Below are 18,197 nucleotides of genomic sequence, written 5' to 3'. Positions count from 1 at the left end.
TTTTGTGAGCGGCATGCCATGAAGTTGCTCTACTGCGAGGTGCCTAGCCGAGTGCGCTTTGTGCTGCGCAGATCCGATCGACCAAAGCATCGAGATCGCCCCTTGGCGGACGGTTCTTGGCCAGGCGCTGCTTGAGATGCATGATCGGCTCCGCCAGAATTTCATCAAGGCTCTCGGCGCAGGTGAAGTCGCCCGCCACGCTTTTGACCTTTGAATTGTCAAAGATCGCCGACCATGCCTTGTCGCCCCGCAGCGGCCCAATCCACTCCGGATTGTACCGGACCAGGGTGTCCGTCGGCACGTGCACGATCCTGGCCTCGACATCAAGCAATCTGGCGATCGTCTTTTGAATATCGTTCCAGATGTGGGCGCGGTCGGAGGTGATGTGGAAGATCTCGTTCAACGCCGCCGGCTTGCCGAAAAGCCCGACAAAGGGCACCGCGAAATCAACCGAGCGGGTCAGTGTCCAGGGCGTGTGGCCATCGCCGGCTACGATGGTGGGCTCGCCGTCCAGCATGCGTCTCGCCATGACATCGCTGTCGCCCATCATGATCGGCAGGCCGGTGCGAACAGTGTGACTGGGGCGGACGATGGTCCAGGCGAGATTCTCGGAATTCGTGAGCAGCGTCTCGCAGGCAATCTTGTCCTGACTATAGCGCCAGTAGGGGTTGATCGCCGGTGTCTGCTCGGTAATCACATAATGGCGCGGCGGCTTTTCATAGACCGAAGCCGAAGAGATGAAGATGTACTGGCCGCAGTGCCCGGCAAACACATCGATGTCACGCGCGACTTGATCGGGCGTAAAGGCAATGAACTGGCACACGACGTCATAATTGGCCTTGGCCAAGTCCGCATAGGCGGGCGCCGCGAGATCGCCGACGATCGAGGTAACCCCCGCAGGCAATGGGTCGCCTCTCAAACTGCGGTTATAGACGCTGACATCGTGGCCCTGAACCACGGCGCGCTCGACGCATGGATATGAAATCTGGCCGGTACCGCCAACGAAAAGGATTTTCAAAGCCATGTGAAGGACCTCGGTGTCGGATGTAGCGGGGATATGCGGTCAGTCTTCATAGCGCGAAAGAAATCGGTCGTCTCCTGCAAAAACACGTGCACCGGCTCACGTCGTTTGGATCGACCTGTCGCGTAAACCAGCGTGGTGGCAGTCCGCATAAACCGATCGGACGACGTGAGGTTCGGCCGCAACCAGCCATTGCCGATACCGCAAAGATCTCTATCTCAAGCCAATAATGCCCTTCTGTTTGAGATCAGCACAAGACGGAGGCTTTCTTGAAAGATTATCTTCCCTATGCAGCCGGGGTGCTGGCAGGATTATTGGTCGCCTTCCTCATGTCTGGCCTGTTGGCGCTGACGGAGACACCGCAGCTCTTACTTTTCGCATTGCTGCCGGCCGTCGGTGGCGCGCTCGTCGACCGCGTTTGCCGTCGCCGGCCCAACAATCCTTGAAGGATTCCATGGCAAGGCTGAAAGAAATCGTCATCGATTGCGACATTCCCTCGCGTGTCGCCCGGTTCTGGGCGGAGGCGCTCGATGGCTACGACGTGATGCCATATGACGACGACGAACTGAACCGCCTTGCCGCTCTCGGATTGACACCCGAGACTGACCCGACCGTGATGGTCGAAGGTCCCGGAACCCGCCTTTGCTTCCAACTTCGCCAGGGGGAACGTCCCGCCCGCAACCGACTGCATCTCGATATTGCCACCCCCGATCGGGCCAGGGAGGTAGAACGGCTTTTATCCCTCGGAGCGAGCTTCGTCCGGGAAGCGGATGGCTACACGGTCTTGAATGATCCCGAAGGCAACAATTTCTGCGTGGTGTCGGAATAGTCCGCTCCGCGCCGAAGCCGCGCTGCAGGATGAACGGCATCTATCTCCGGACGGCTATACCGGAACCAAACCGGATCTCCCGCGGAATGTCTGGATCAGCGCGATTCAGAAATTCGAGCACGCGGAGGGTGAGCAGCGCGGTCGCATCCGCGTCATAGGACGGCAGCGAGCTGTCGGCGAAGTAGTGCTGATCGCCTGGGTATAGGAAAAGCTCCGCGTCCTCGACCTTCTCCACGATCTCTCGGGCGGCGTCGATGTCGCCCTCGCCGACGAAAATCGGGTCGTTGTCCATGCCGTGAATCTGCACCGCGACACCCCCCGGCCAGGGTCCGAAGGCCCACTCGCCGCTGATCGGCAGGCAGGAATAGAAGAGCAGAGCCCCGCGGGCGCCGGGCCGTGTCTGCGCCAGCTTCTGCGCCGGCAGCACACCGAAGGAGAACCCGGCATAGACGAGCCCGGCAGGTAATTCGTCGGCGAGGCGCACGCCGCGCTCCCGCAGGGCGTCGAATCCGATTTCGCCGATATAGGCGATCCCCGCTTCGATGCTTGGGAATGTGCGCCCGTCAAACAGATCAGGCGTGTGCACGATGTGACCGGCTGCCCTGATATCGTCGGCAAACGAGCGCACACCCGGGGTCAGCCCCTGTGCGTGATGGAACAAAAGGATCTCAGCCATAAGAAGCCTCCGGGCGGGACGGTCGGGCGCATCGCCACTCTACAGCGTCGCCGCTTCGCCGGAAAGACGTCAGTCGCGGACCAAGCCGCCGACAATGTCCGCCTCGCCCCGGAAACGGTCACCTTCTGCTTGCCGGACGCAATTCATCTCCTCTACATAAGCAGGAAAAGAGGAGGCCGAGCATGCATTCCATCAAACACCCCGGCAAGACGATCGGCGATTTCTGCCGGCCGGATCAAATGGCTCTCGTCGTCTATGACATGCAGGTCGGCATCATGCGGCAAATGCCTGACGGCGCCGGCATCACCGCCCGTGTCCTGTCGGTTCTGACCGCCGCGCGGGCATCGAACTTTCCCGTCATCTTCATGCGGCACATGTCGATGCCGCTCGCTCTGATGGGCGCCTTCCAGCGCCGTCAGGCCATGGCCTGGCAAAGGATCGACGATCCGGCCGCCATCAAGCCCTGGTTTCTCAGAGGAAGCGAAGGTTTCGAGATCGTGCCCGAACTTCAGCCGCGCTACGACGAGGCGGTGATCGACAAGATCACCTTTTCGGCTTTCGAAGGCACGCCTTTGTCGATCATTCTGCGCGATCTGGGTCTGACCAGCTTCGCCATTTGCGGCGTTGCCACCGAAATCGGCATCGAGCCGACGGTTCGCCACGGTGCCGACCTCGGGCTTGTGCCGCTCGTCATCAGCGACGCCTGCGGCGCCGGGGATGCCGAGGCCGCCGAGCGCTCATTCGCCAACATGGCCTTCATGGGAGATGCGCTGATCTGCCAGTCGGCCGATTTCATCGCAGCAGCCCGGCAGAGCTGACGCTCTCCCGACCTGCCGTGTGAGGCTTCGCGGCGACCGCGCGCGCCCCTTGGGTCAGCCCCTGTCGTGACGAAACAACAAGACCCCAGCCATAGGGAGCCTCCGGGGTGGGACAATAGGGCACACATTCTGCACCTCTACAGCGCCTCGCCTCGCCGGGAAGACGTCAGCCGCGCGCCAGGCCGTCGAGCATTACAGCTATGTGTGGCAGCAGGAACCGTTTCCGGTGTCATCGGCCGAAGGTTGCAGCAGGCGATTGTCGACACTCTGGCTGTTTCCCTCCGGCGGCAGGTCCATGGCAATGTTGGAAGCGAAGAAGCCGTTCGGTTTCAGCGTGAAACCGGCATATTCCACCGGCATGATCGGAAAATCCTCGGGCTTGCAGACATGGGTATGGCCGAAGGAATGCCACAACACGACATCGGCATTCTCGATTTCGCGGTTCTGCTTGACATAACCCGGCAGGCCGTCGCCGCCGGCATGCACGTTCGGATAATCGCCGCTCGCATATTTTTCCCTGGCATCGAAGGCCGTGACCCAGATGTGTTTCTTGGCGAAGCCGCCGCGCTGGGCAACGGTCGAATCCGGCTGGGCAAGCATGACCGGCGACGGCATGACGACAATCTTGTAGCCCGGCGCATTGCCGATGCTGTTCTTTATGTTGGGGTTGGAGACTTTCCAGTAACGGCCGGTCTCGCCATTGGCGAGTGCCGGCGAATCGAGCTCGCGCTTCAGCACCCGGCTCCTGGTATCGAAGACATTGCCATAGGGATTGTCTTCGCCCCAGGGACGCGGCACGAACTCATGCTCGGTCACGGTATTGTCACCACCGTCGACATCCATGTGCAGGCGCGCATTGAAGAAATGCTGGTGGGTCGGACCGCCGAGATTGTCATCGACCATGCCGCCCCATGGATAGGTTTCGCCGGTCGCGACCGCCGCCGTCTGGATGATGCCGGTGAGCTTGGCTTCGAGCTGGATCGTGCCGTCCTGGTAGAGATACCAGTAGAAGCCGTAATCGTAGTTGCCGACGGTTGCGAAGAAGGAGATGACGAGGCGGCGCGAACGGCGCACTTCGAAAATACCGTTGCGGAATTCGTAATGCTTCCAGAGGATGCCGTAATCCTCCTCATGCATGCAGATCGCGTTCTTCATGATGAAGGGCTGGCCGAGATCATCCGCCGCCGGCACGTCGAAATAGTGAATATGGCCGAGGCAGTCGCAGCCGAGTTCGAGGCAATTGGCTAGGCGTCCGAGGCCATATTCGCCAGCATCGAAGGCGCTCTTCCAATAGTGGTTCGCGGTCGGATCGGCATAGGGCACGACCATTTCCGTGACACTGGCGCGAAAGACGACGGGTCGCAGCCTGCCCTCATCCTTGATGCCGAGTTCATGCAGAACGAGGCCTTCGCGCGGAGTGAAACCGACACGGAAACTCCAGTTCTGCCATTCGACTTTCCAGCCATCGACCGTAAAGCTCGGCCCTTGCGGCTGAACGATATGCAGCGGCGTGAGATCGGGCCGCGGTTCCGGGAAGGTTTCGCGGCCATAATTGCGCTTCTTCCTCGGAACCGGAATGATCTTCTCGTCGTCGACGAGATCGACCACTCGGTTGGTGATCAGATCGACCACCGCCACCACGCCCTCGATCGGATGCGCGTAGCCGTTGTCTCGGACATCCTCGCGCCAATAGGACACGGCGCGGACGATGCGCTTTCCCTTCTCGAATTCGCGGCCAAAATAGCCCGAGGAAAAAGGATCGATCTGGATAAGCGGAATATCCTCGTCGGTAATGCCGCGCTTCTTGACGGCAGCGATCCAGCGCGGATCGGATTTGACGGTGCCTTCAACGGTTTCGAATTCGCACAGCATGATCGGCGGCTGACCGTAGGGCAGTTCATCGAGAGGCAGCCGGATATAGGACACCGTGCCGGCAGTCAGGTCTACGATGCCCTCGAAGGTTTCGCCATTGCTGATGTCGATTGCCAGGATGAAGGCAAGCCGCGGCAGCCTGTCGCCCAGGCGATAGGCGGCAAGATCCGCCTTGGTCGGCTCCTCCAGCCGGGTGATCGGAAAGCGGAAGGTGGCTGCGAGTGTCTGCCTATCCTTGAGTATGGCAACGGCGGAAGCGATCTCGTCGAGGCTCAAAGGATCGAGCGGATGGGTAACTGCGACAACGGCGTCCATTGGTATACCTCTTGTTTTTGGAAGAGACGACGCAACATGGCGCGTCGCAAGCTGCGGTGATCAGGATCGACCGGAGCAGATCTGTGGCTCGATCATCTGGTCTGCATGAATGCAGAACAGAGAGCAGAAGGCGTGTGCCTCGACGGCAACCAGCAATGTTGCGCCGGCAAGGATCGCGACTGCGAGAACCAGAAGGCGATCGACGGATGCAAATTCAGCAACCGCACTCATTCGAAGACCTTTCCAAGCGAGGCGTAGAGAGCGGGCTTGGATCTCTTGACCCGCATCGCAAACAGCGCGCCCAAAATCCCCACCAGCACCATGGCATAGGGGAAAGCCTTGACGATCGGGCTTTCGCTGCCGGAAAGGAGTGAAAGATTGGAACTGACCAGCACCAACGAACCCATGAGACCGAGCAGCGCCAGCACTGGCGCGGTCATCGTGGTCCAGGCGCTGTAGCTGTTCGGCGTCTTGCGAAAGAACATGATGATCGCGACGGAGACAAGCACCTGCACCAGCAGAATACCGATACCTGCCAGCGCCGCCATCCACGAGAACACGACAGTATAGGGATCGGCACCGAAGATCACGAACAGGGCAAGGACAACGGCCGCGACCAGACTTTGCAGAAGACCTGCAGCGTAGGGTGAGCCATGTTTGGTATGAACCTTGCCAAGCACCTTGGCGGCCAGACCTTCACGGCCGAGAGCGAAGAAATAGCGGTTGAGCGTATTGTGGAAGGACAGGATGCAGGCAAACAGGCTGGTGATCAGCAGCACGTTCATCACCTGGCTCGACCATGGGCCAAGCACGGAATTGGCGGCAGTGAAGTAGAAGCTGTCGAGGCTGGCAGCAGCAGCAGCCTGCACCTTGCCCGGACCGTAGAATTGCACGATTGCCCAGGTGGAGAAGGCATAGAAGAGGGTGATGAGCAGCACCGCGACATAGGTGGCCCGGGGAATGGTCTTTTCCGGATCCTCGGCTTCCTCGCCGAAAATGGCCGTCGCTTCGAAGCCGATGAAGGAACCGATGACGAAGACCAGCGCCACACCAAGACCGGGCGCAAAGACCGACGATGGCATGAAGGAGGAGAAGGTGATGCCTTGCGGTCCGCCGCCAGAAAAGACGATGGCAAGATCCAGAACCAGCAAAATGGCGATTTCGGCAATCATGCAGACGCCGAGGATCGCGCCTGAGAAGGCGATGTTGCGCTGACCGCAGACCAGCACGACGACGAGTGCCGCGAAGGCGAAGGCCCACCAGGGCAGGACCAGCCCGAGCGGCGCTATGGCATTGGCCATGAAGAAACCAAACAGGCCATAGATGGCGATCTGAACCGCGCTATAGGTGACCAGCGCCATGAAGGCACCACCCACACCGGCCGGCTTGCCAATACCGTGGGTGATATAGGTGTAGAAGGCTCCTGCCCCGCCCACATGCCGGCTCATGGCGGTGAAGCCAACCGAGAAGAGCAGGTAGAGCAGGCCGGCAAGCACGAAAGCGCCGGGAACGCCTGCGCCATTGCCAAAGGCAAAGGCGGCCGGCGAAGCGCCGACGACAGCCGTCAGCGGCGCGGCCGCGGCAACGACGAAGAACACGATGTGGGCGAGACCGACCGAGTTCCTGGCCAGACGACGCTCCGGCGATAATGGTGCGGGCATGCTTGCTTCCAGTGTCATGGAGAACCCCTCTTTGCTTGTTTGTTGGCAAGAAGGTAAGCGCGGCGATCTGGCCCCGAAATTGCAGTTTATGCCTATGAATCGATAATTCGCGCCACGAAGGTCACCGGAGACGCTGAAAATGGCAGTTGCATCGCATTTGATCAGCCGCATGCCCGCAGTTGCTTCAATTCGAGCCTCCGTCTTGATCCCGCTGGTGCAACAAATCGATAAAAGATCCGGGAAAACCGACCTTCTTCTCGCTTCGCACGGCATTCTGCGCTCGCAATTGGAAGATCCCTACGCTGTCCTGCCCATGGCCCGTTATGTCGCGCTGTTCGAGGAGGCCGCGACGATAACCGGTGAACCGGCACTGGGAGCCCGCATGGGCACTGGGTTCAAGCCCGCCGACATCGGCCCCATCGGCATGCTCTTCGCGCTCTCGCCGACCATTCGCAGCGCTTTCGAGCGGCTGTCGAAATATGTCAACGCGGTCCAGGGCGCTACCAGTTCCGGCGTGTTCGAGGAGAATGGCGATTTTGTCTGGAGCTACCGAATCGTCGATCCCAGCATGTGGCCGCGCCGGCAGGACAGCGAATTCACGATCGCCGCCTCCTGTCAGCTCGTCCGTTCGTGCTTCCGTCGCGGCTGGCGGCCGATCGAAATCCAGCTCGAGCATCACCCCCCGCGCGACGCCGGCGTGCTCGAACGCATCTATGGCGCGCCCATCCTGTTCGGCCAATCCAGCAACCGGATCGTCATGAACAAGGCGGAGGCTGACCGTGTACACCGTGCGGAAGACAAAAGCCTGATCGAAATCCTGGAGCGGCATATCGGCGATCTGGTCAACGAGCCAGCGGCCGGCGATATCCTCAAGGAAAAGGTCCAGGCCCTGATCAGCATCTATCTCGGCCGCAAACCGGTGACAGTTGCAACGCTTGCCGCCGAACTGAAGATGTCGCCGCGAAGCCTGCAGCGCCGGCTGTCAGAGGAAGGCGTGTCGCTTCGCGATCTCGTTCGCCAGCACCGCCAGACACTCGCCGCCCACTATCTCGGCGACCGACATGCCGCACCGATGTCCGAGATTGCGCGTGTGCTGGGTTATGCAGACAACACCGTGCTCTGGCGTGCGCTGCGGTCCTGGGAGAAGAAGGGGAGCCCCCTACCTTCGAGACGTTGAAAATCAGACGATGACCGTGAACCGATCGCTGCTTATCAAGCAGCTTTCAGCGGCGCTCGACGCCCTTTGCCGCCAGAATATCGTCGACGGCTGTCGACGTCAGAAATTCCGACAGCTGCCTGGCCGCTTCTGCGTCCGTTGAATCGGCGCTGATGCCAATAGCGAAGTCAATGTAACTTTGGAGTTCTGCCGGAAACCGACCGACAAGCACGACCTCGGGAGCGGCGGCGAGAATCGACGTCACGGGAACAACGCCCAACTCGGCCTCCCCACGGCCTACGGCCGGCGCGGTCTGCCCTCCTGATATGGCGACCAGCTTGGGCTTTACCTCATCGGCTATTCCCAAGCGCTCCAGCAAACCGGAGAAGTAGCCGCCGCTACTTCCCTCACTGGCGTAGGAGATCGATCTGGCGCTCTTCAACGCATGTTTGAATGCTTCCACCGACCCGATGTCGAGCGGCCGACCGCCTGCCTTGGCCGCCACCCCCATTGCTATCCGGCCGAACGCGACCTCGCTCCCCGCCTTGATTTTTCCAAGACGACCAGATCCTCAACCAGGTTCGGATTGGTGATGACGAGGTCAAAAGGCTCCCCAGCTTCAATCTGCTTCTTGACGACAGGATTGAGCTCCCACTTGACCGCAACTGTGAATCCTGTGTCCGTTTCGAACCGGGATATGAGAGCAAGGACGGCGGGTCGGACGGCAATAGCGCCAAAAAGGCGGATTTCCTGGGTCATGGCCGAAGTCCGCTCCGATCTTTCCATCCTGCCCAGCAGACCCTACGGCCCAGCCCCAAAGAACGCCAGCCGGGTGAAGATCGTGTAGTCTGCTTCCGATACCATCAGCGCCACGAAAACCAGCACCAGCAGCGGCGGCAGCAGGATGGCGTAGACGAGCGCCAGCCGTTCCCAGGCCATGTGCATGAAGACGGCGACGATCAGCCCAGCCTTCAGCATCATGAACACCAGGATCAGCGTCCACCTGAGATAGCCCTGGATGCCGAGATAATCGACCATGTAGGAAAGGGCGCTGAGCACGAAGAGCAGGCCCCAGACGAAGAGATAGAGCCGAATCGGGTGCTGCTGTCCGGTTTGGGGCTGCTGTCCCCCGATGTGTGCATGCGCTGTTGTCTCGCTCATGACGACCTCACCACAGGTAAAAGAACGCGAAGATGAAGACCCAGACCAGATCGACGAAGTGCCAGTAGAGGCCCATGATCTCGACGGCCTCGTAGCGGCCTTTCCGGCTGGTGAAGAAGCCGCGCCGTTCCACATCGAAATCGCCGCGCCAGACCTTGTGGGCGACGATCAGCAGGAAGATGACGCCGATCGTGACGTGGGTGCCGTGAAAGCCGGTGATCATGAAGAAGGTCGATCCGAACTGTGCCGCCCCCCACGGGTTCTCCCAGGGTCGCACGCCTTCGGTGATCAGCTTCGTCCATTCGAAGGCTTGCATACCGACGAAGCATGCCCCGAGAACGGCCGTCAGCAGCATCAGCATCGCCGTCATGCGGCGGTCGCGGCGATAGCCGAAATTGACCGCCATCGCCATGGTGCCGCTGCTCGAGATCAGCACGAAAGTCATGATCGCGATCAGGATCAGCGGAACGTTCTGGCCGCCGATATGCAGCGCGAAGACCTCGCTCGGGTTAGGCCAGGCGACCGGCGTCGACATGCGGGCGGTCATATAGGCGATCAGGAAACAGCCGAACACGAAGGTGTCGCTCAAGAGAAAGATCCACATCATCGCCTTGCCCCAGGAGGCGGTCTTGAAGGCGCGCTGATCCGAGCTGAAATCGGCGGCGACACCGCGCAGACCGGCTGGCCGGAGGTCGGGCTCGCCGTGTGTATCGATAGTCTGTGCCATCTGCAAATCTCCTAACTGAGCAGTGTGCGGCAGAGATCGACGAAATCATTCGCCCATCCGGCAAAGAGCGCGAAGAGGGCGAGCCAGACGGCGAGCATGAAATGCGAGTAGATGGCGGAAAGATCGACGCTGAGGCGCAGCCTGTCCGTCGCCACAGCCGTTGAAAAAGCCCTGACTGTCGTGTGCGCGAGCACGGCAAGCCCGCCGAGGATATGCAGGCCGTGCAGGCCGGTCAGCATGTAGAAGAAGCTGTTGGAAGGGTTATCGGCCAGCACGTACCCGGCCGCCGTCAGCTCCCGCCATGCCTGGATCTGTCCGACGAGGAAGAAGATGGCAAGCGCAAGTCCTGCAGCAAGCGCCGGTCGCAGCACCTCCATGCGGCCATGCCCTGCTTCTCTTTTCGCCCATTGCAGGGCAGCGCTGCTTAAGGCCAGTGCCGCAGTGTTCACCCAGAGCAACCGGGGAACAGGCGTCGCCCACCAGTCGGTCGACGCCATGCGCATGAAATAGGCGCTGACGGCAAGGCTGAAGACGGCGCCGACGACACCGAGAAACACGAAGAGCCCGATTTTCACCGCCGGCGCCGGCAGCCTTTGCCGCTCGGCGCCGTCATGCCCCGGCAACTGCACCGACCCGGTTTCGAGCCAGGGCTTCGAGGTCAATCGCTGCCCGGAAAGCCACCAGAAGATAATGGCGGCGACTGCGGCAAGGAAGATCAGCGTGACGTTCATGCCGGAACCTCCCGTGTGACGTCACCGCTTGCCGGCACATTCTGCGGAATGAAATCCTCGGCCGCCCCCGGCACGCTGTAGTCATAGGCCCAGCGGTAGACGACCGGCAGATCCTTTCCCCAGTTTCCATGGGCGGGCGGCGTCTGCGGCGTCTGCCATTCGAGCGTCGTTGCCCGCCACGGATTACCGCCGGACTCCCTGCCCCGGAAAAGGCTCCAGACCAGATTGAACAGGAAGACCATCTGTCCGGCCCCGACGATTAGCGCCATGACGGTGATGAAGATATTCAGCGTATCGGCCGAAGGCGGAACGAAGGCCGTCTCTCCCATCTCGAAATAGCGGCGTGGCACGCCGAGCAGGCCGAGATAGTGCATCGGAAAGAAGATCGCATAGGTGCCGAGGAAGGTGATCCAGAAGTGGATATGGCCGAGCACGTCGTTCAGCATGCGTCCCGTCACCTTCGGATACCAGTGATAGATCGCCCCGAAGATGACGAGGATCGGCGCGACCCCCATGACCATGTGGAAATGCGCGACGACGAACATCGTGTCCGACAGCGGCACGTCGACGACGACGTTGCCGAGGAACAGGCCCGTGAGGCCGCCATTGACGAAGGTAACGATGAAGGCGAGCGCAAAGAGCATCGGCAGGGTCAGGTGGATGTCGCCGCGCCACAGCGTCAGCACCCAGTTATAGACCTTGATCGCCGTTGGGACGGCGATGATCAGCGTCGTCGTGGCGAAGAAGAAGCCGAAGGCTGGGTTCATGCCGCTGACATACATATGGTGCGCCCAGACGACGAAGCTGAGCGCGCCGATGATGACGATCGCCCAGACCATCATGCGGTAGCCGAAGATGTTCTTGCGCGCATGCGTGCTGATCAGGTCCGAAACGATGCCGAAGGCCGGCAATGCGACGATATAGACCTCCGGATGCCCGAAGAACCAGAAGAGGTGCTGGAACAGGATCGGGCTGCCGCCGCCATGCTGCAGCTGCGTGCCCATTTCGACGATGGCAGGCATGAAGAAGCTCGTGCCGAGCAAGCGATCGAACATCATCATGACGCAGGCGACGAAGAGGGCGGGAAAGGCGAGCAGCGCCATCACGGTCGCGGTGAAGATGCCCCAGACCGTCAGCGGCATGCGCATCAGTGTCATGCCGCGCGCCCGCCCCTGCAGCACGGTCACCACATAGTTCAGCCCACCCATGGTGAAGCCGATGATGAAGACGATCAGCGAGGAGAGCATCAGCAGGATACCCCAGTCCTTGCCGCCAGGCGTGCCGGAGAGAACGGCCTGTGGCGGATAGAGCGTCCAGCCGGCCCCCGTCGGTCCGCCGGGGGCGAAAAAGCCCGCGGCGAGGATCAGCACTGCGAGCAGATAAATCCAATAGCTCAGCATGTTGGCGTAGGGAAACACCATATCGCGCGCGCCGACCATCAGCGGAATGAGGTAATTGCCGAAACCGCCGAGGAACAGTGCGGTCAGCAGATAGATCACCATGATCATGCCGTGCATGGTGATGAACTGATAATAGTGATCGGCATCGATGAAGGTGAAATAGCCGGGAAAGGCGAGCTGAATCCGCATCAGCCAGGAGAGCACCAGCGCCACCAGGCCGATTGCGATCGCCGTCAGCGAATATTGGACGGCAATGATCTTGGCATCCTGGCTGAACACATATTTCGTCCACCAGCTTTTCGGATGATAGAGCTCGACATCCTCGACTTCAGCAGAGGGGATGGCGCCTGCGCTGTCGGATGGAATCTCGACCATGATCTCTCTCCCCTTCGTCTCCCAGCGGTCTGCGACCGCTGGGGTTCAGTTTGGCGGCGGCAGCTCTCCCGATGACGCCGTAAGCTGGGTGAATGTCTGCTGCTGTCCGAGCCAGGTCTGGTAGTCGGCGTCGGCTTCGACCACGACGGTGCCGCGCATTTGCCCATGGCCGACGCCGCAGAGTTCGGCGCAGAGAATATCGAAGGTCCCTGTCCGCGTCGGCGTGAACCAGAAATAGGTGATCATGCCGGGTATCATGTCCATCTTGGCACGGAATTCCGGCACATAGAAATCATGGAGCACATCGACCGAGCGCAGTAATATGTGCACCGGCTTGCCGATCGGCAGATGGAGTTCGCCGCCCTCGATGATGACGTCGTCAAGGCCGCTTGCGTCGTTTTTATCAAGGCCGAGCGGGTTTTCGGGGGTGACGTCGCCGGTCTCGGCGCGGCCGAGCTTTCCGTCGGCTCCGGGCAGCCGGAAACTCCACAGCCATTGCTGGCTGACGACCTCGACCGATGCGGCATCGGCAGGCACCGTGATGAACTGGTTCCACACGATCAGGCCGGGCGCCAGCATCGCCGCAACGCCGACCGCCGTTCCCCCTCCCAGCAGCAATTCCAGCCTGCGGTTCTCGGGCTCGTAATGTGCCCGGTTGCCGGGCTTGTGCCGGAAGCGGAAGACGCAATAGGCCATGAACGAAACCACCGCCACGAAGACGATGCCGGTGATCCAGAAGGTGATGACGAGGGTGGTGTCGATATAGGTCCAGTTGGACGCGATCGGCGTCCACCACCACGGGCTCAGCACATGGAACAGCACGGAGCCGACGACAATCAGGACGAGGATCAGCACGACAGCCATGTCCGCTCCTCCTCGAGCAGGTCGACCCGTGAAACCGCATTCCGCAAAAAGTCCGTGTTTATTATCGCACAGATAGAAAATATCGGCAATTACGGCAATTTAGGCATGCACCCCCCAGGCGCGAGCCGCCATTTGGAGTATTGCCCATCACTTGGAATATTGCTTGAGATAGGCGATGAGATTGGTGATTTCCTGGTCGTCCTTCACCCCGACGAAGGCCATCTTCGTACCCTTCACCTTCCCCTTCGGATTGTGCAGATAGTCGCGCAGCGCCGTCTCGTCCCAGACGAGACCGCCCTCGCCGGCCGCCTTCATTCCGGCCGAATAGGCGTAATCGGGATGCGTTCCGGCCTTCCGGCCGAACAGCCCATTCAACGACGGGCCGACCTTGTTCGTATCGGAATCGGCGACATGACAGGTCGCGCATTTTTTGAAAACGGCCGCACCCGCCGTCGCATCGCCCTCCTGCGCCCCGGCGTTACCAGGACAAAGAGCAATGACGGATGTGGCGATCAGCAGAACAACACGGTAATCCACGGCAAACCTCATCCTCCTCAAGGTTGCCAGCCACTTGCACCCTCCGCTATCTCTCGCGTGTGGGTAGTGGTTGTTATGGCTTAAAGCTTAGTCCTTCGTGGCAACAAGTCAATCGGTTCCGCAATTCGGCACGGGTGTTCGCTGCCACACCTCCCGCCGTTCATGACGTCCGCTCCGGCAAATCGCCCTGCCCGACCAACCCTCTCACGATCTCCAGGAAGCGCTCGCCGCTCGCCGACAATGCCGGCGGGCGCCATGCGGCGGCGATCGGTAGGGATGGCGGCGGCGGCAGGACGGGGCGGTAGGCGACGCCCGGCCGGGCGGCTTTCGCGATGCCCGAGGTGACGAAGCCGAGACCGGTTCCGGCCGCAACGAGGCCAACCAGCGTCGTCATCGGCGTAACCTCTTGGACGATCCGGGGGCTGATGCCCTCGCCCCTGAAAAGGGCGATCACACGGTCGTATATGCTGGGACCGATCGCCCGCGGCGCAAGCAACAAGGGCTCGCCGGCAAGATCGGCGACGCGGATGACCGGCTGCTTCGCCAGCCGGTGCGTCGCCGGAAGCGCCAGCACGAACGGCTCGTCCGGCAGGGAGTGGATAATCAGATCCCGCGAAAGCGGTGGATGCAGCACGCCGAGGTCGATGTCGCCCGATGCAAGGGCGGCTTCCAGCAAAGGCGAACTCATCTCGATGAGATCGACATCGACTTGCGCGTAGCGGGCACGAAACGCTTGCACCGCCTCCGGCAGGACGCCGTAAAAGGCGATCGGCGTGAAGCCGAGCCGCAGGCGCCCGATCTCGCCGCGCACCGCCCGCAGGGCTTCGGCCTTCGCCATCCCGGCATGCAGCACCGCCTCGCGGGCCGGGCCGAGGAAGGCAGCGCCCGCCGGCGTCAGCGCCACGCCGCGGCGGTCGCGCTCGAAGAGATCGGTCCCGACCTCGCCTTCCAGCACCCGGATCCGTTGGCTGAGCGCCGGCTGGGTCAGGTTCATCCGTTCCGCCGCGCGGCGGAAATGCAGGTCTTCGGCAACGGCCACGAAACAGGCGAGCGTGCGGATATCCAGGACAGCCTCATGATGCGAAATACCTATCACAGGCGACAGGATTGCGATTGGAAAATTATCAGCATCGGCGGCATTTTCAAAGGACCGCCAACAAGGGAGCAGGATCATGAACGGACCAGTCCTCACCGCCGCGACGCTCGCCATCACCTTTAGCCTCGCCGCGCCCCAGAGCACGCAAGCCGCCGAAGGCGCGCAAGCCGCGTCCAAGATTCTCGGCCGCATCTCGGCGAGCCGGATCGCCGTCATATCCGACGGTGATTTTCTCGCCCGGACCTACGGCACTGCCGAGCTTGCGCCGCGAAATGCCGGCTATCGCGATCTGCTGACGATCATGTCGCCAGCCGGGGACAAGATTGTCACCGGTTCGATACCGGTCTCCAATTCGGTGACCTCGGCGCCTGAAATCCTCGCCCTCAGCGAAGACGGGCAAACCGCCTTCGTCGCAGAAAGGCTGGGCGAACGTCCAAAGGGCGGCAACAGGATCAGCGACCTGCCGCCGGGCCGGCGGCTCTTCGCGGTCGACCTTTCGGACGGCGCGGCACTCCGCCTCTCCGACACGGTGGAGATCGAAGCCTTCCCCGAGGCCTTGTCCCTCAGCCCTGATGGAGAGAGCGTCGCCGTCGTTTCCAACACGCCGGAGGCGAGCTTCGTCCAGATCGTCGCCTATCGCGATGGCCGCTTCAGCCGCCTCGCCCGGTTCGACCTCGCAGAGCTCGGGGTGAGAGGATCGGAGCCGGCCCCGCGCGGCGGCGTGACCGCGACCAACGTCCACTGGCATCCCTCAGGCCGCTTCCTGGCAGTCAACATCAATACGCAAAACCGGGTCGCCTTCTTCGAGGTCACCGGAGCCGACGGCGCGCCCATCCTGCGCCCATGGGGCAATGTCGTGGAGGTTGGCGCCGATCCCTTCGTCGGCCGTTTCACACCCGACGGGCGCCACTATCTCACCGCCAACTGGGGCCGGAACTTCGCCGCCAAGAACCTGGAGGGCCGTATCCCGCAGACACCGTCGACGATCAGCGTCATCAGGCTCGCCGATCCCGCGACACCACAGCAATCGGCCCGCCACGATCTCCTCGGCGGTGCCGAGACCGGCCTCTCCTCCGAGGGCATCGCCATCAGCCCGGAAGGCCGGCTCGTCGCCACCGTCAACATGCGCGGCACCGCCTTCCCGCCGGGCTCCGCCCGCTTCGACCGCAACGCCAGCGTCACGCTTCTGAGCTTCGACCCGGCGACCGGCGCCATCTCCAGGCTCGCAGACTATCCCTTCGAAGGGGCACTGCCGGAAGGCGGCGCCTTCGATCGGACAGGAGACCACTTCCTCGCCACCGTGTTTCAGGGCCATGATGGGGCGAGGCCCGAGGCCGGCTCGGGGCTCGAGGTCTTCCGCGTCGCAAAAGGCGACCGGCCGGCGCTTAAGCGGCTCGGCCGCGTGCCGCTGCCGCACGGCGCCCACCATGTCGATCTCGCACCGTAGGGCGCCCGCAGATTCACGCAGACGGCGAAGCTGAGGAAATATCATTCAATGTCGGACTGATGACCTTCAATGCGACCTCAGCGGCCGCCATTTGACTGTGCCCCGATCGAAAGCGCCTCCTTTACCGCCAGTTCGGCCATGGCGAGAGCGGCCTCCCGCGTCCTGGCGGCGGCGATGAAGCGGCCGTTGTGGCAGAAGCTTGCGCCCTCGATGCCGCAAACTGCCTCCAGTGCACCATTGGTGAGCCCGGCCCAGGCCGCCGGAAGGTCGGCCCGGAGCTCGAACCCTTCCTCGGCGCGGCGAATGCCGGTCACGCACCAATCCTTTTCACGCGGGTGAACGACGAACAGCAGGTGATCGGCGCCCGCCTTGACGATGGCGGGACGGAAGGGCATGCCCCTCGGTAATTCCAGAACACGCCCCTGCCCCGCGGCCTCGATTGCCCGATGCACGATCGCCTCGGCCCGCAATTTTGCGGCACTTTGGGCGATCCTGGCCTCGACGAAACTGCGGGCAATGGCAAGGGCTGCGTGGAAGGCACGATCGTCGGCCTCAGGGTCCGCTTCGTCGAAAACCGGTTTCAGGGTTTCCAGCAGCACCGGCAGCGTCAGCCCGGCCAGCGGCCCGGATGGGCTGAGCGCGCCATTATCAGTCAGATCGATCGGCAGCACGAAGCCGTCGTCGAAAGAGCCATGCATCGCCTCGACATGCGCTTCGGGAAGGTCGGAGGCTGCGAGATAGTCACGGCCGTAATGCTTCCAGATCAGCCCGAACGAGCTGTAGGGCTGGCCATCCTCGCGCAGCGGCGCGCCGCGCTGGTGGTGATCGAATATCCCGGCAGCAGGGTTATAGGATCCGCCGACATCATAGATGATCCGATCTTCGCCCGGCGTGATCCACTCCGGCGCGCGGCTGCGAACGATACGAGCCTGCGGGAAAAGCCGGGTCAGGATGACGCTCGACAGCAATTCGTCGGCATGAAAGCCACCGGAATGGGTGACCAGGAAATTGGGGATCATGAAAGGCCTTGTCGTTTTCGGCGGGTCCGCCTTGAGTCAACACCAGATAGCGGTTGGCGGATATGACGACAAGCCTCTATGGGATCAGGCTCTTGGACTTTGGCGTATTGGCAACGGCAGGGACTGCGGCGCTGGAACAGCAAGAGCAAACCCGCAGCACCCCCGGCGCCCGGGCGCGGCAACCTCCAACGCCCCTCATCCTGAGGCGCGCAGCCCGCAGGGCGAAGCCTCGAAGGACACGCTGCAGCGCTGCTCCTTGCGCTGCTAATCCCAAGGCGGGCGCACCCGTCTCGCCCTTCGAGGCCCTTCGGGCGCCTCAGGATGAGGCTCTCTTGGACCTTCGAGACTCCCCAGCGGTTTGGCAGGACGGCATACATGAAGAGACAGCCTCGTGACCCCTGGCGATCCTACGGCCGAAAGCGAGGTCGAAGGTCTCCGACCGTCTCGACCAACAATCCCGGATCTCCTCGTTGAGATCGAAATTCCCGACCA

At 61.8% G+C, this 18,197-nt stretch carries 18 protein-coding genes and 1 pseudogene; 5 read left to right on the top strand and 14 right to left on the bottom strand.

From position 1 onward, the window contains the following. Positions 1 to 43: 43 nt before the first annotated feature. The gene (locus tag HFO71_RS03970; RefSeq protein ID WP_131642723.1) at positions 44 to 1,024 is read right to left on the bottom strand and encodes an SDR family oxidoreductase; all 981 of its coding nucleotides are present in this window, start codon (positions 1,022 to 1,024) and stop codon (positions 44 to 46) included. Positions 1,025 to 1,290: 266 nt separating this feature from the next. On the opposite strand from HFO71_RS03970, the gene HFO71_RS03965 reads away from it, so the two are divergent. Both HFO71_RS03965 and HFO71_RS03960 read left to right on the top strand, forming a co-directional pair. Continuing rightward, positions 1,291 to 1,467: a hypothetical protein gene (locus HFO71_RS03965; RefSeq protein ID WP_221987538.1), complete on the top strand. Its 177-nt coding sequence runs from the start codon at positions 1,291 to 1,293 to the stop codon at positions 1,465 to 1,467. Positions 1,468 to 1,475: 8 nt separating this feature from the next. Then, positions 1,476 to 1,850: a VOC family protein gene (locus HFO71_RS03960; protein WP_168259238.1), complete on the top strand. Its 375-nt coding sequence runs from the start codon at positions 1,476 to 1,478 to the stop codon at positions 1,848 to 1,850. 40 nt (positions 1,851 to 1,890) lie between these two features. Here the strand turns inward: HFO71_RS03960 and HFO71_RS03955 are convergent, their stop codons facing one another. Further along, entirely contained in the window at positions 1,891 to 2,526 is a 636-nt protein-coding gene (locus HFO71_RS03955; protein ID WP_221987537.1) for a dienelactone hydrolase family protein, read from the bottom strand. Positions 2,527 to 2,708: 182 nt separating this feature from the next. Here HFO71_RS03955 and HFO71_RS03950 point away from each other — a divergent pair, with 182 nt between their 5' ends. Further along, positions 2,709 to 3,344, top strand: coding sequence for a cysteine hydrolase family protein (locus HFO71_RS03950; RefSeq protein ID WP_168259240.1), 636 nt, complete (start codon positions 2,709 to 2,711; stop codon positions 3,342 to 3,344). A gap of 198 nt (positions 3,345 to 3,542) precedes the next feature. Here HFO71_RS03950 and HFO71_RS03945 read toward each other — a convergent pair whose 3' ends face one another. From HFO71_RS03945 to HFO71_RS03935, 3 genes are read right to left on the bottom strand one after another with little or no spacing between them, the layout of a single operon-like run. Next, positions 3,543 to 5,531 (bottom strand): primary-amine oxidase, encoded by a 1,989-nt coding sequence (locus HFO71_RS03945; protein WP_077978587.1) that lies wholly within the window; start codon positions 5,529 to 5,531, stop codon positions 3,543 to 3,545. Positions 5,532 to 5,591: 60 nt separating this feature from the next. Further along, positions 5,592 to 5,762 (bottom strand): hypothetical protein, encoded by a 171-nt coding sequence (locus HFO71_RS03940; RefSeq protein WP_168259241.1) that lies wholly within the window; start codon positions 5,760 to 5,762, stop codon positions 5,592 to 5,594. Further along, positions 5,759 to 7,210 carry an APC family permease gene (locus tag HFO71_RS03935; RefSeq protein ID WP_168287112.1) on the bottom strand — a complete coding sequence of 484 codons (1,452 nt, stop codon included), beginning with the start codon at positions 7,208 to 7,210 and terminating at the stop codon, positions 5,759 to 5,761. The genes HFO71_RS03940 and HFO71_RS03935 overlap by 4 nt, the downstream gene beginning before the upstream one ends. 121 nt (positions 7,211 to 7,331) lie before the next feature. Between HFO71_RS03935 and HFO71_RS03930 the strand changes: the two genes are divergently transcribed. Next, the gene (locus HFO71_RS03930) at positions 7,332 to 8,369 is read left to right on the top strand and encodes an AraC family transcriptional regulator (protein WP_170268630.1); all 1,038 of its coding nucleotides are present in this window, start codon (positions 7,332 to 7,334) and stop codon (positions 8,367 to 8,369) included. 46 nt (positions 8,370 to 8,415) lie between these two features. Here the strand turns inward: HFO71_RS03930 and HFO71_RS03925 are convergent. The 8 genes and pseudogenes from HFO71_RS03925 to HFO71_RS03890 all read right to left on the bottom strand — a co-directional run bounded on the left by HFO71_RS03925 (position 8,416) and on the right by HFO71_RS03890 (position 15,317). Then, positions 8,416 to 9,107, bottom strand: a pseudogene (locus tag HFO71_RS03925) (molybdate ABC transporter substrate-binding protein). 42 nt (positions 9,108 to 9,149) lie between these two features. Beyond that, positions 9,150 to 9,509 (bottom strand): cytochrome C oxidase subunit IV family protein, encoded by a 360-nt coding sequence (locus HFO71_RS03920; RefSeq protein ID WP_077978592.1) that lies wholly within the window; start codon positions 9,507 to 9,509, stop codon positions 9,150 to 9,152. 7 nt (positions 9,510 to 9,516) lie between these two features. Further along, complete coding sequence (locus HFO71_RS03915; protein ID WP_017961022.1) at positions 9,517 to 10,236, bottom strand: heme-copper oxidase subunit III family protein; 720 nt, start codon at positions 10,234 to 10,236, stop codon at positions 9,517 to 9,519. 11 nt (positions 10,237 to 10,247) lie between these two features. Then, positions 10,248 to 10,967: a cytochrome c oxidase subunit 3 gene (locus tag HFO71_RS03910; RefSeq protein ID WP_131642731.1), complete on the bottom strand. Its 720-nt coding sequence runs from the start codon at positions 10,965 to 10,967 to the stop codon at positions 10,248 to 10,250. Next, entirely contained in the window at positions 10,964 to 12,742 is a 1,779-nt protein-coding gene (gene ctaD, locus HFO71_RS03905) for a cytochrome c oxidase subunit I (protein WP_168271271.1), read from the bottom strand. The genes HFO71_RS03910 and ctaD overlap by 4 nt, the downstream gene beginning before the upstream one ends. Before the next feature lie 45 nt (positions 12,743 to 12,787). After that, complete coding sequence (locus tag HFO71_RS03900) at positions 12,788 to 13,606, bottom strand: cytochrome c oxidase subunit II (RefSeq protein WP_077978595.1); 819 nt, start codon at positions 13,604 to 13,606, stop codon at positions 12,788 to 12,790. Between the two features lie 147 nt (positions 13,607 to 13,753). After that, positions 13,754 to 14,143 carry a c-type cytochrome gene (locus HFO71_RS03895; RefSeq protein ID WP_026158740.1) on the bottom strand — a complete coding sequence of 130 codons (390 nt, stop codon included), beginning with the start codon at positions 14,141 to 14,143 and terminating at the stop codon, positions 13,754 to 13,756. Positions 14,144 to 14,303: 160 nt separating this feature from the next. Continuing rightward, positions 14,304 to 15,317: a LysR family transcriptional regulator gene (locus tag HFO71_RS03890; protein WP_221987536.1), complete on the bottom strand. Its 1,014-nt coding sequence runs from the start codon at positions 15,315 to 15,317 to the stop codon at positions 14,304 to 14,306. Here HFO71_RS03890 and HFO71_RS03885 point away from each other — a divergent pair. Beyond that, a complete protein-coding gene (locus HFO71_RS03885; protein WP_168336631.1) occupies positions 15,316 to 16,686 on the top strand; it encodes a lactonase family protein in 1,371 nt (456 codons plus the stop codon). The genes HFO71_RS03890 and HFO71_RS03885 overlap by 2 nt on opposite strands. A gap of 77 nt (positions 16,687 to 16,763) precedes the next feature. On the opposite strand, the gene HFO71_RS03880 is transcribed toward HFO71_RS03885, so the two are convergent. Beyond that, positions 16,764 to 17,705 carry an MYG1 family protein gene (locus HFO71_RS03880; RefSeq protein WP_168259248.1) on the bottom strand — a complete coding sequence of 314 codons (942 nt, stop codon included), beginning with the start codon at positions 17,703 to 17,705 and terminating at the stop codon, positions 16,764 to 16,766. Between the last annotated feature and the right edge of the window lie 492 nt (positions 17,706 to 18,197).

It is taken from the genome of Rhizobium laguerreae (assembly GCF_019778565.1).
In the GTDB taxonomy this organism is placed as follows: Bacteria; Pseudomonadota; Alphaproteobacteria; order Rhizobiales; family Rhizobiaceae; genus Rhizobium; species Rhizobium laguerreae.
The sequence above is the reverse complement of the archived record's forward strand: the minus strand, read 5'-3'. Positions and strand labels throughout refer to the sequence as shown.

Bases quoted from the DNA above. Each gene is read 5' to 3' on its own strand.
- HFO71_RS03900 (WP_077978595.1), bottom strand. From the start codon at position 13,606: ATGGCTGTCGTGCTGATCCTCGTCCTGATTGTCGTCGGCTCCGTGCTG.
- HFO71_RS03885 (WP_168336631.1), top strand. From the start codon at position 15,316: ATGAACGGACCAGTCCTCACCGCCGCGACGCTCGCCATCACCTTTAGC.
- HFO71_RS03935 (WP_168287112.1), bottom strand. From the start codon at position 7,210: ATGACACTGGAAGCAAGCATGCCCGCACCATTATCGCCGGAGCGTCGT.
- ctaD (WP_168271271.1), bottom strand. From the start codon at position 12,742: ATGGTCGAGATTCCATCCGACAGCGCAGGCGCCATCCCCTCTGCTGAA.
- HFO71_RS03910 (WP_131642731.1), bottom strand. From the start codon at position 10,967: ATGAACGTCACGCTGATCTTCCTTGCCGCAGTCGCCGCCATTATCTTC.
- HFO71_RS03970 (WP_131642723.1), bottom strand. From the start codon at position 1,024: ATGGCTTTGAAAATCCTTTTCGTTGGCGGTACCGGCCAGATTTCATAT.
- HFO71_RS03950 (WP_168259240.1), top strand. From the start codon at position 2,709: ATGCATTCCATCAAACACCCCGGCAAGACGATCGGCGATTTCTGCCGG.
- HFO71_RS03880 (WP_168259248.1), bottom strand. From the start codon at position 17,705: ATGATCCCCAATTTCCTGGTCACCCATTCCGGTGGCTTTCATGCCGAC.
- HFO71_RS03940 (WP_168259241.1), bottom strand. From the start codon at position 5,762: ATGAGTGCGGTTGCTGAATTTGCATCCGTCGATCGCCTTCTGGTTCTC.
- HFO71_RS03890 (WP_221987536.1), bottom strand. From the start codon at position 15,317: ATGATCCTGCTCCCTTGTTGGCGGTCCTTTGAAAATGCCGCCGATGCT.
- HFO71_RS03945 (WP_077978587.1), bottom strand. From the start codon at position 5,531: ATGGACGCCGTTGTCGCAGTTACCCATCCGCTCGATCCTTTGAGCCTC.
- HFO71_RS03915 (WP_017961022.1), bottom strand. From the start codon at position 10,236: ATGGCACAGACTATCGATACACACGGCGAGCCCGACCTCCGGCCAGCC.
- HFO71_RS03930 (WP_170268630.1), top strand. From the start codon at position 7,332: ATGGCAGTTGCATCGCATTTGATCAGCCGCATGCCCGCAGTTGCTTCA.
- HFO71_RS03920 (WP_077978592.1), bottom strand. From the start codon at position 9,509: ATGAGCGAGACAACAGCGCATGCACACATCGGGGGACAGCAGCCCCAA.
- HFO71_RS03960 (WP_168259238.1), top strand. From the start codon at position 1,476: ATGGCAAGGCTGAAAGAAATCGTCATCGATTGCGACATTCCCTCGCGT.
- HFO71_RS03955 (WP_221987537.1), bottom strand. From the start codon at position 2,526: ATGGCTGAGATCCTTTTGTTCCATCACGCACAGGGGCTGACCCCGGGT.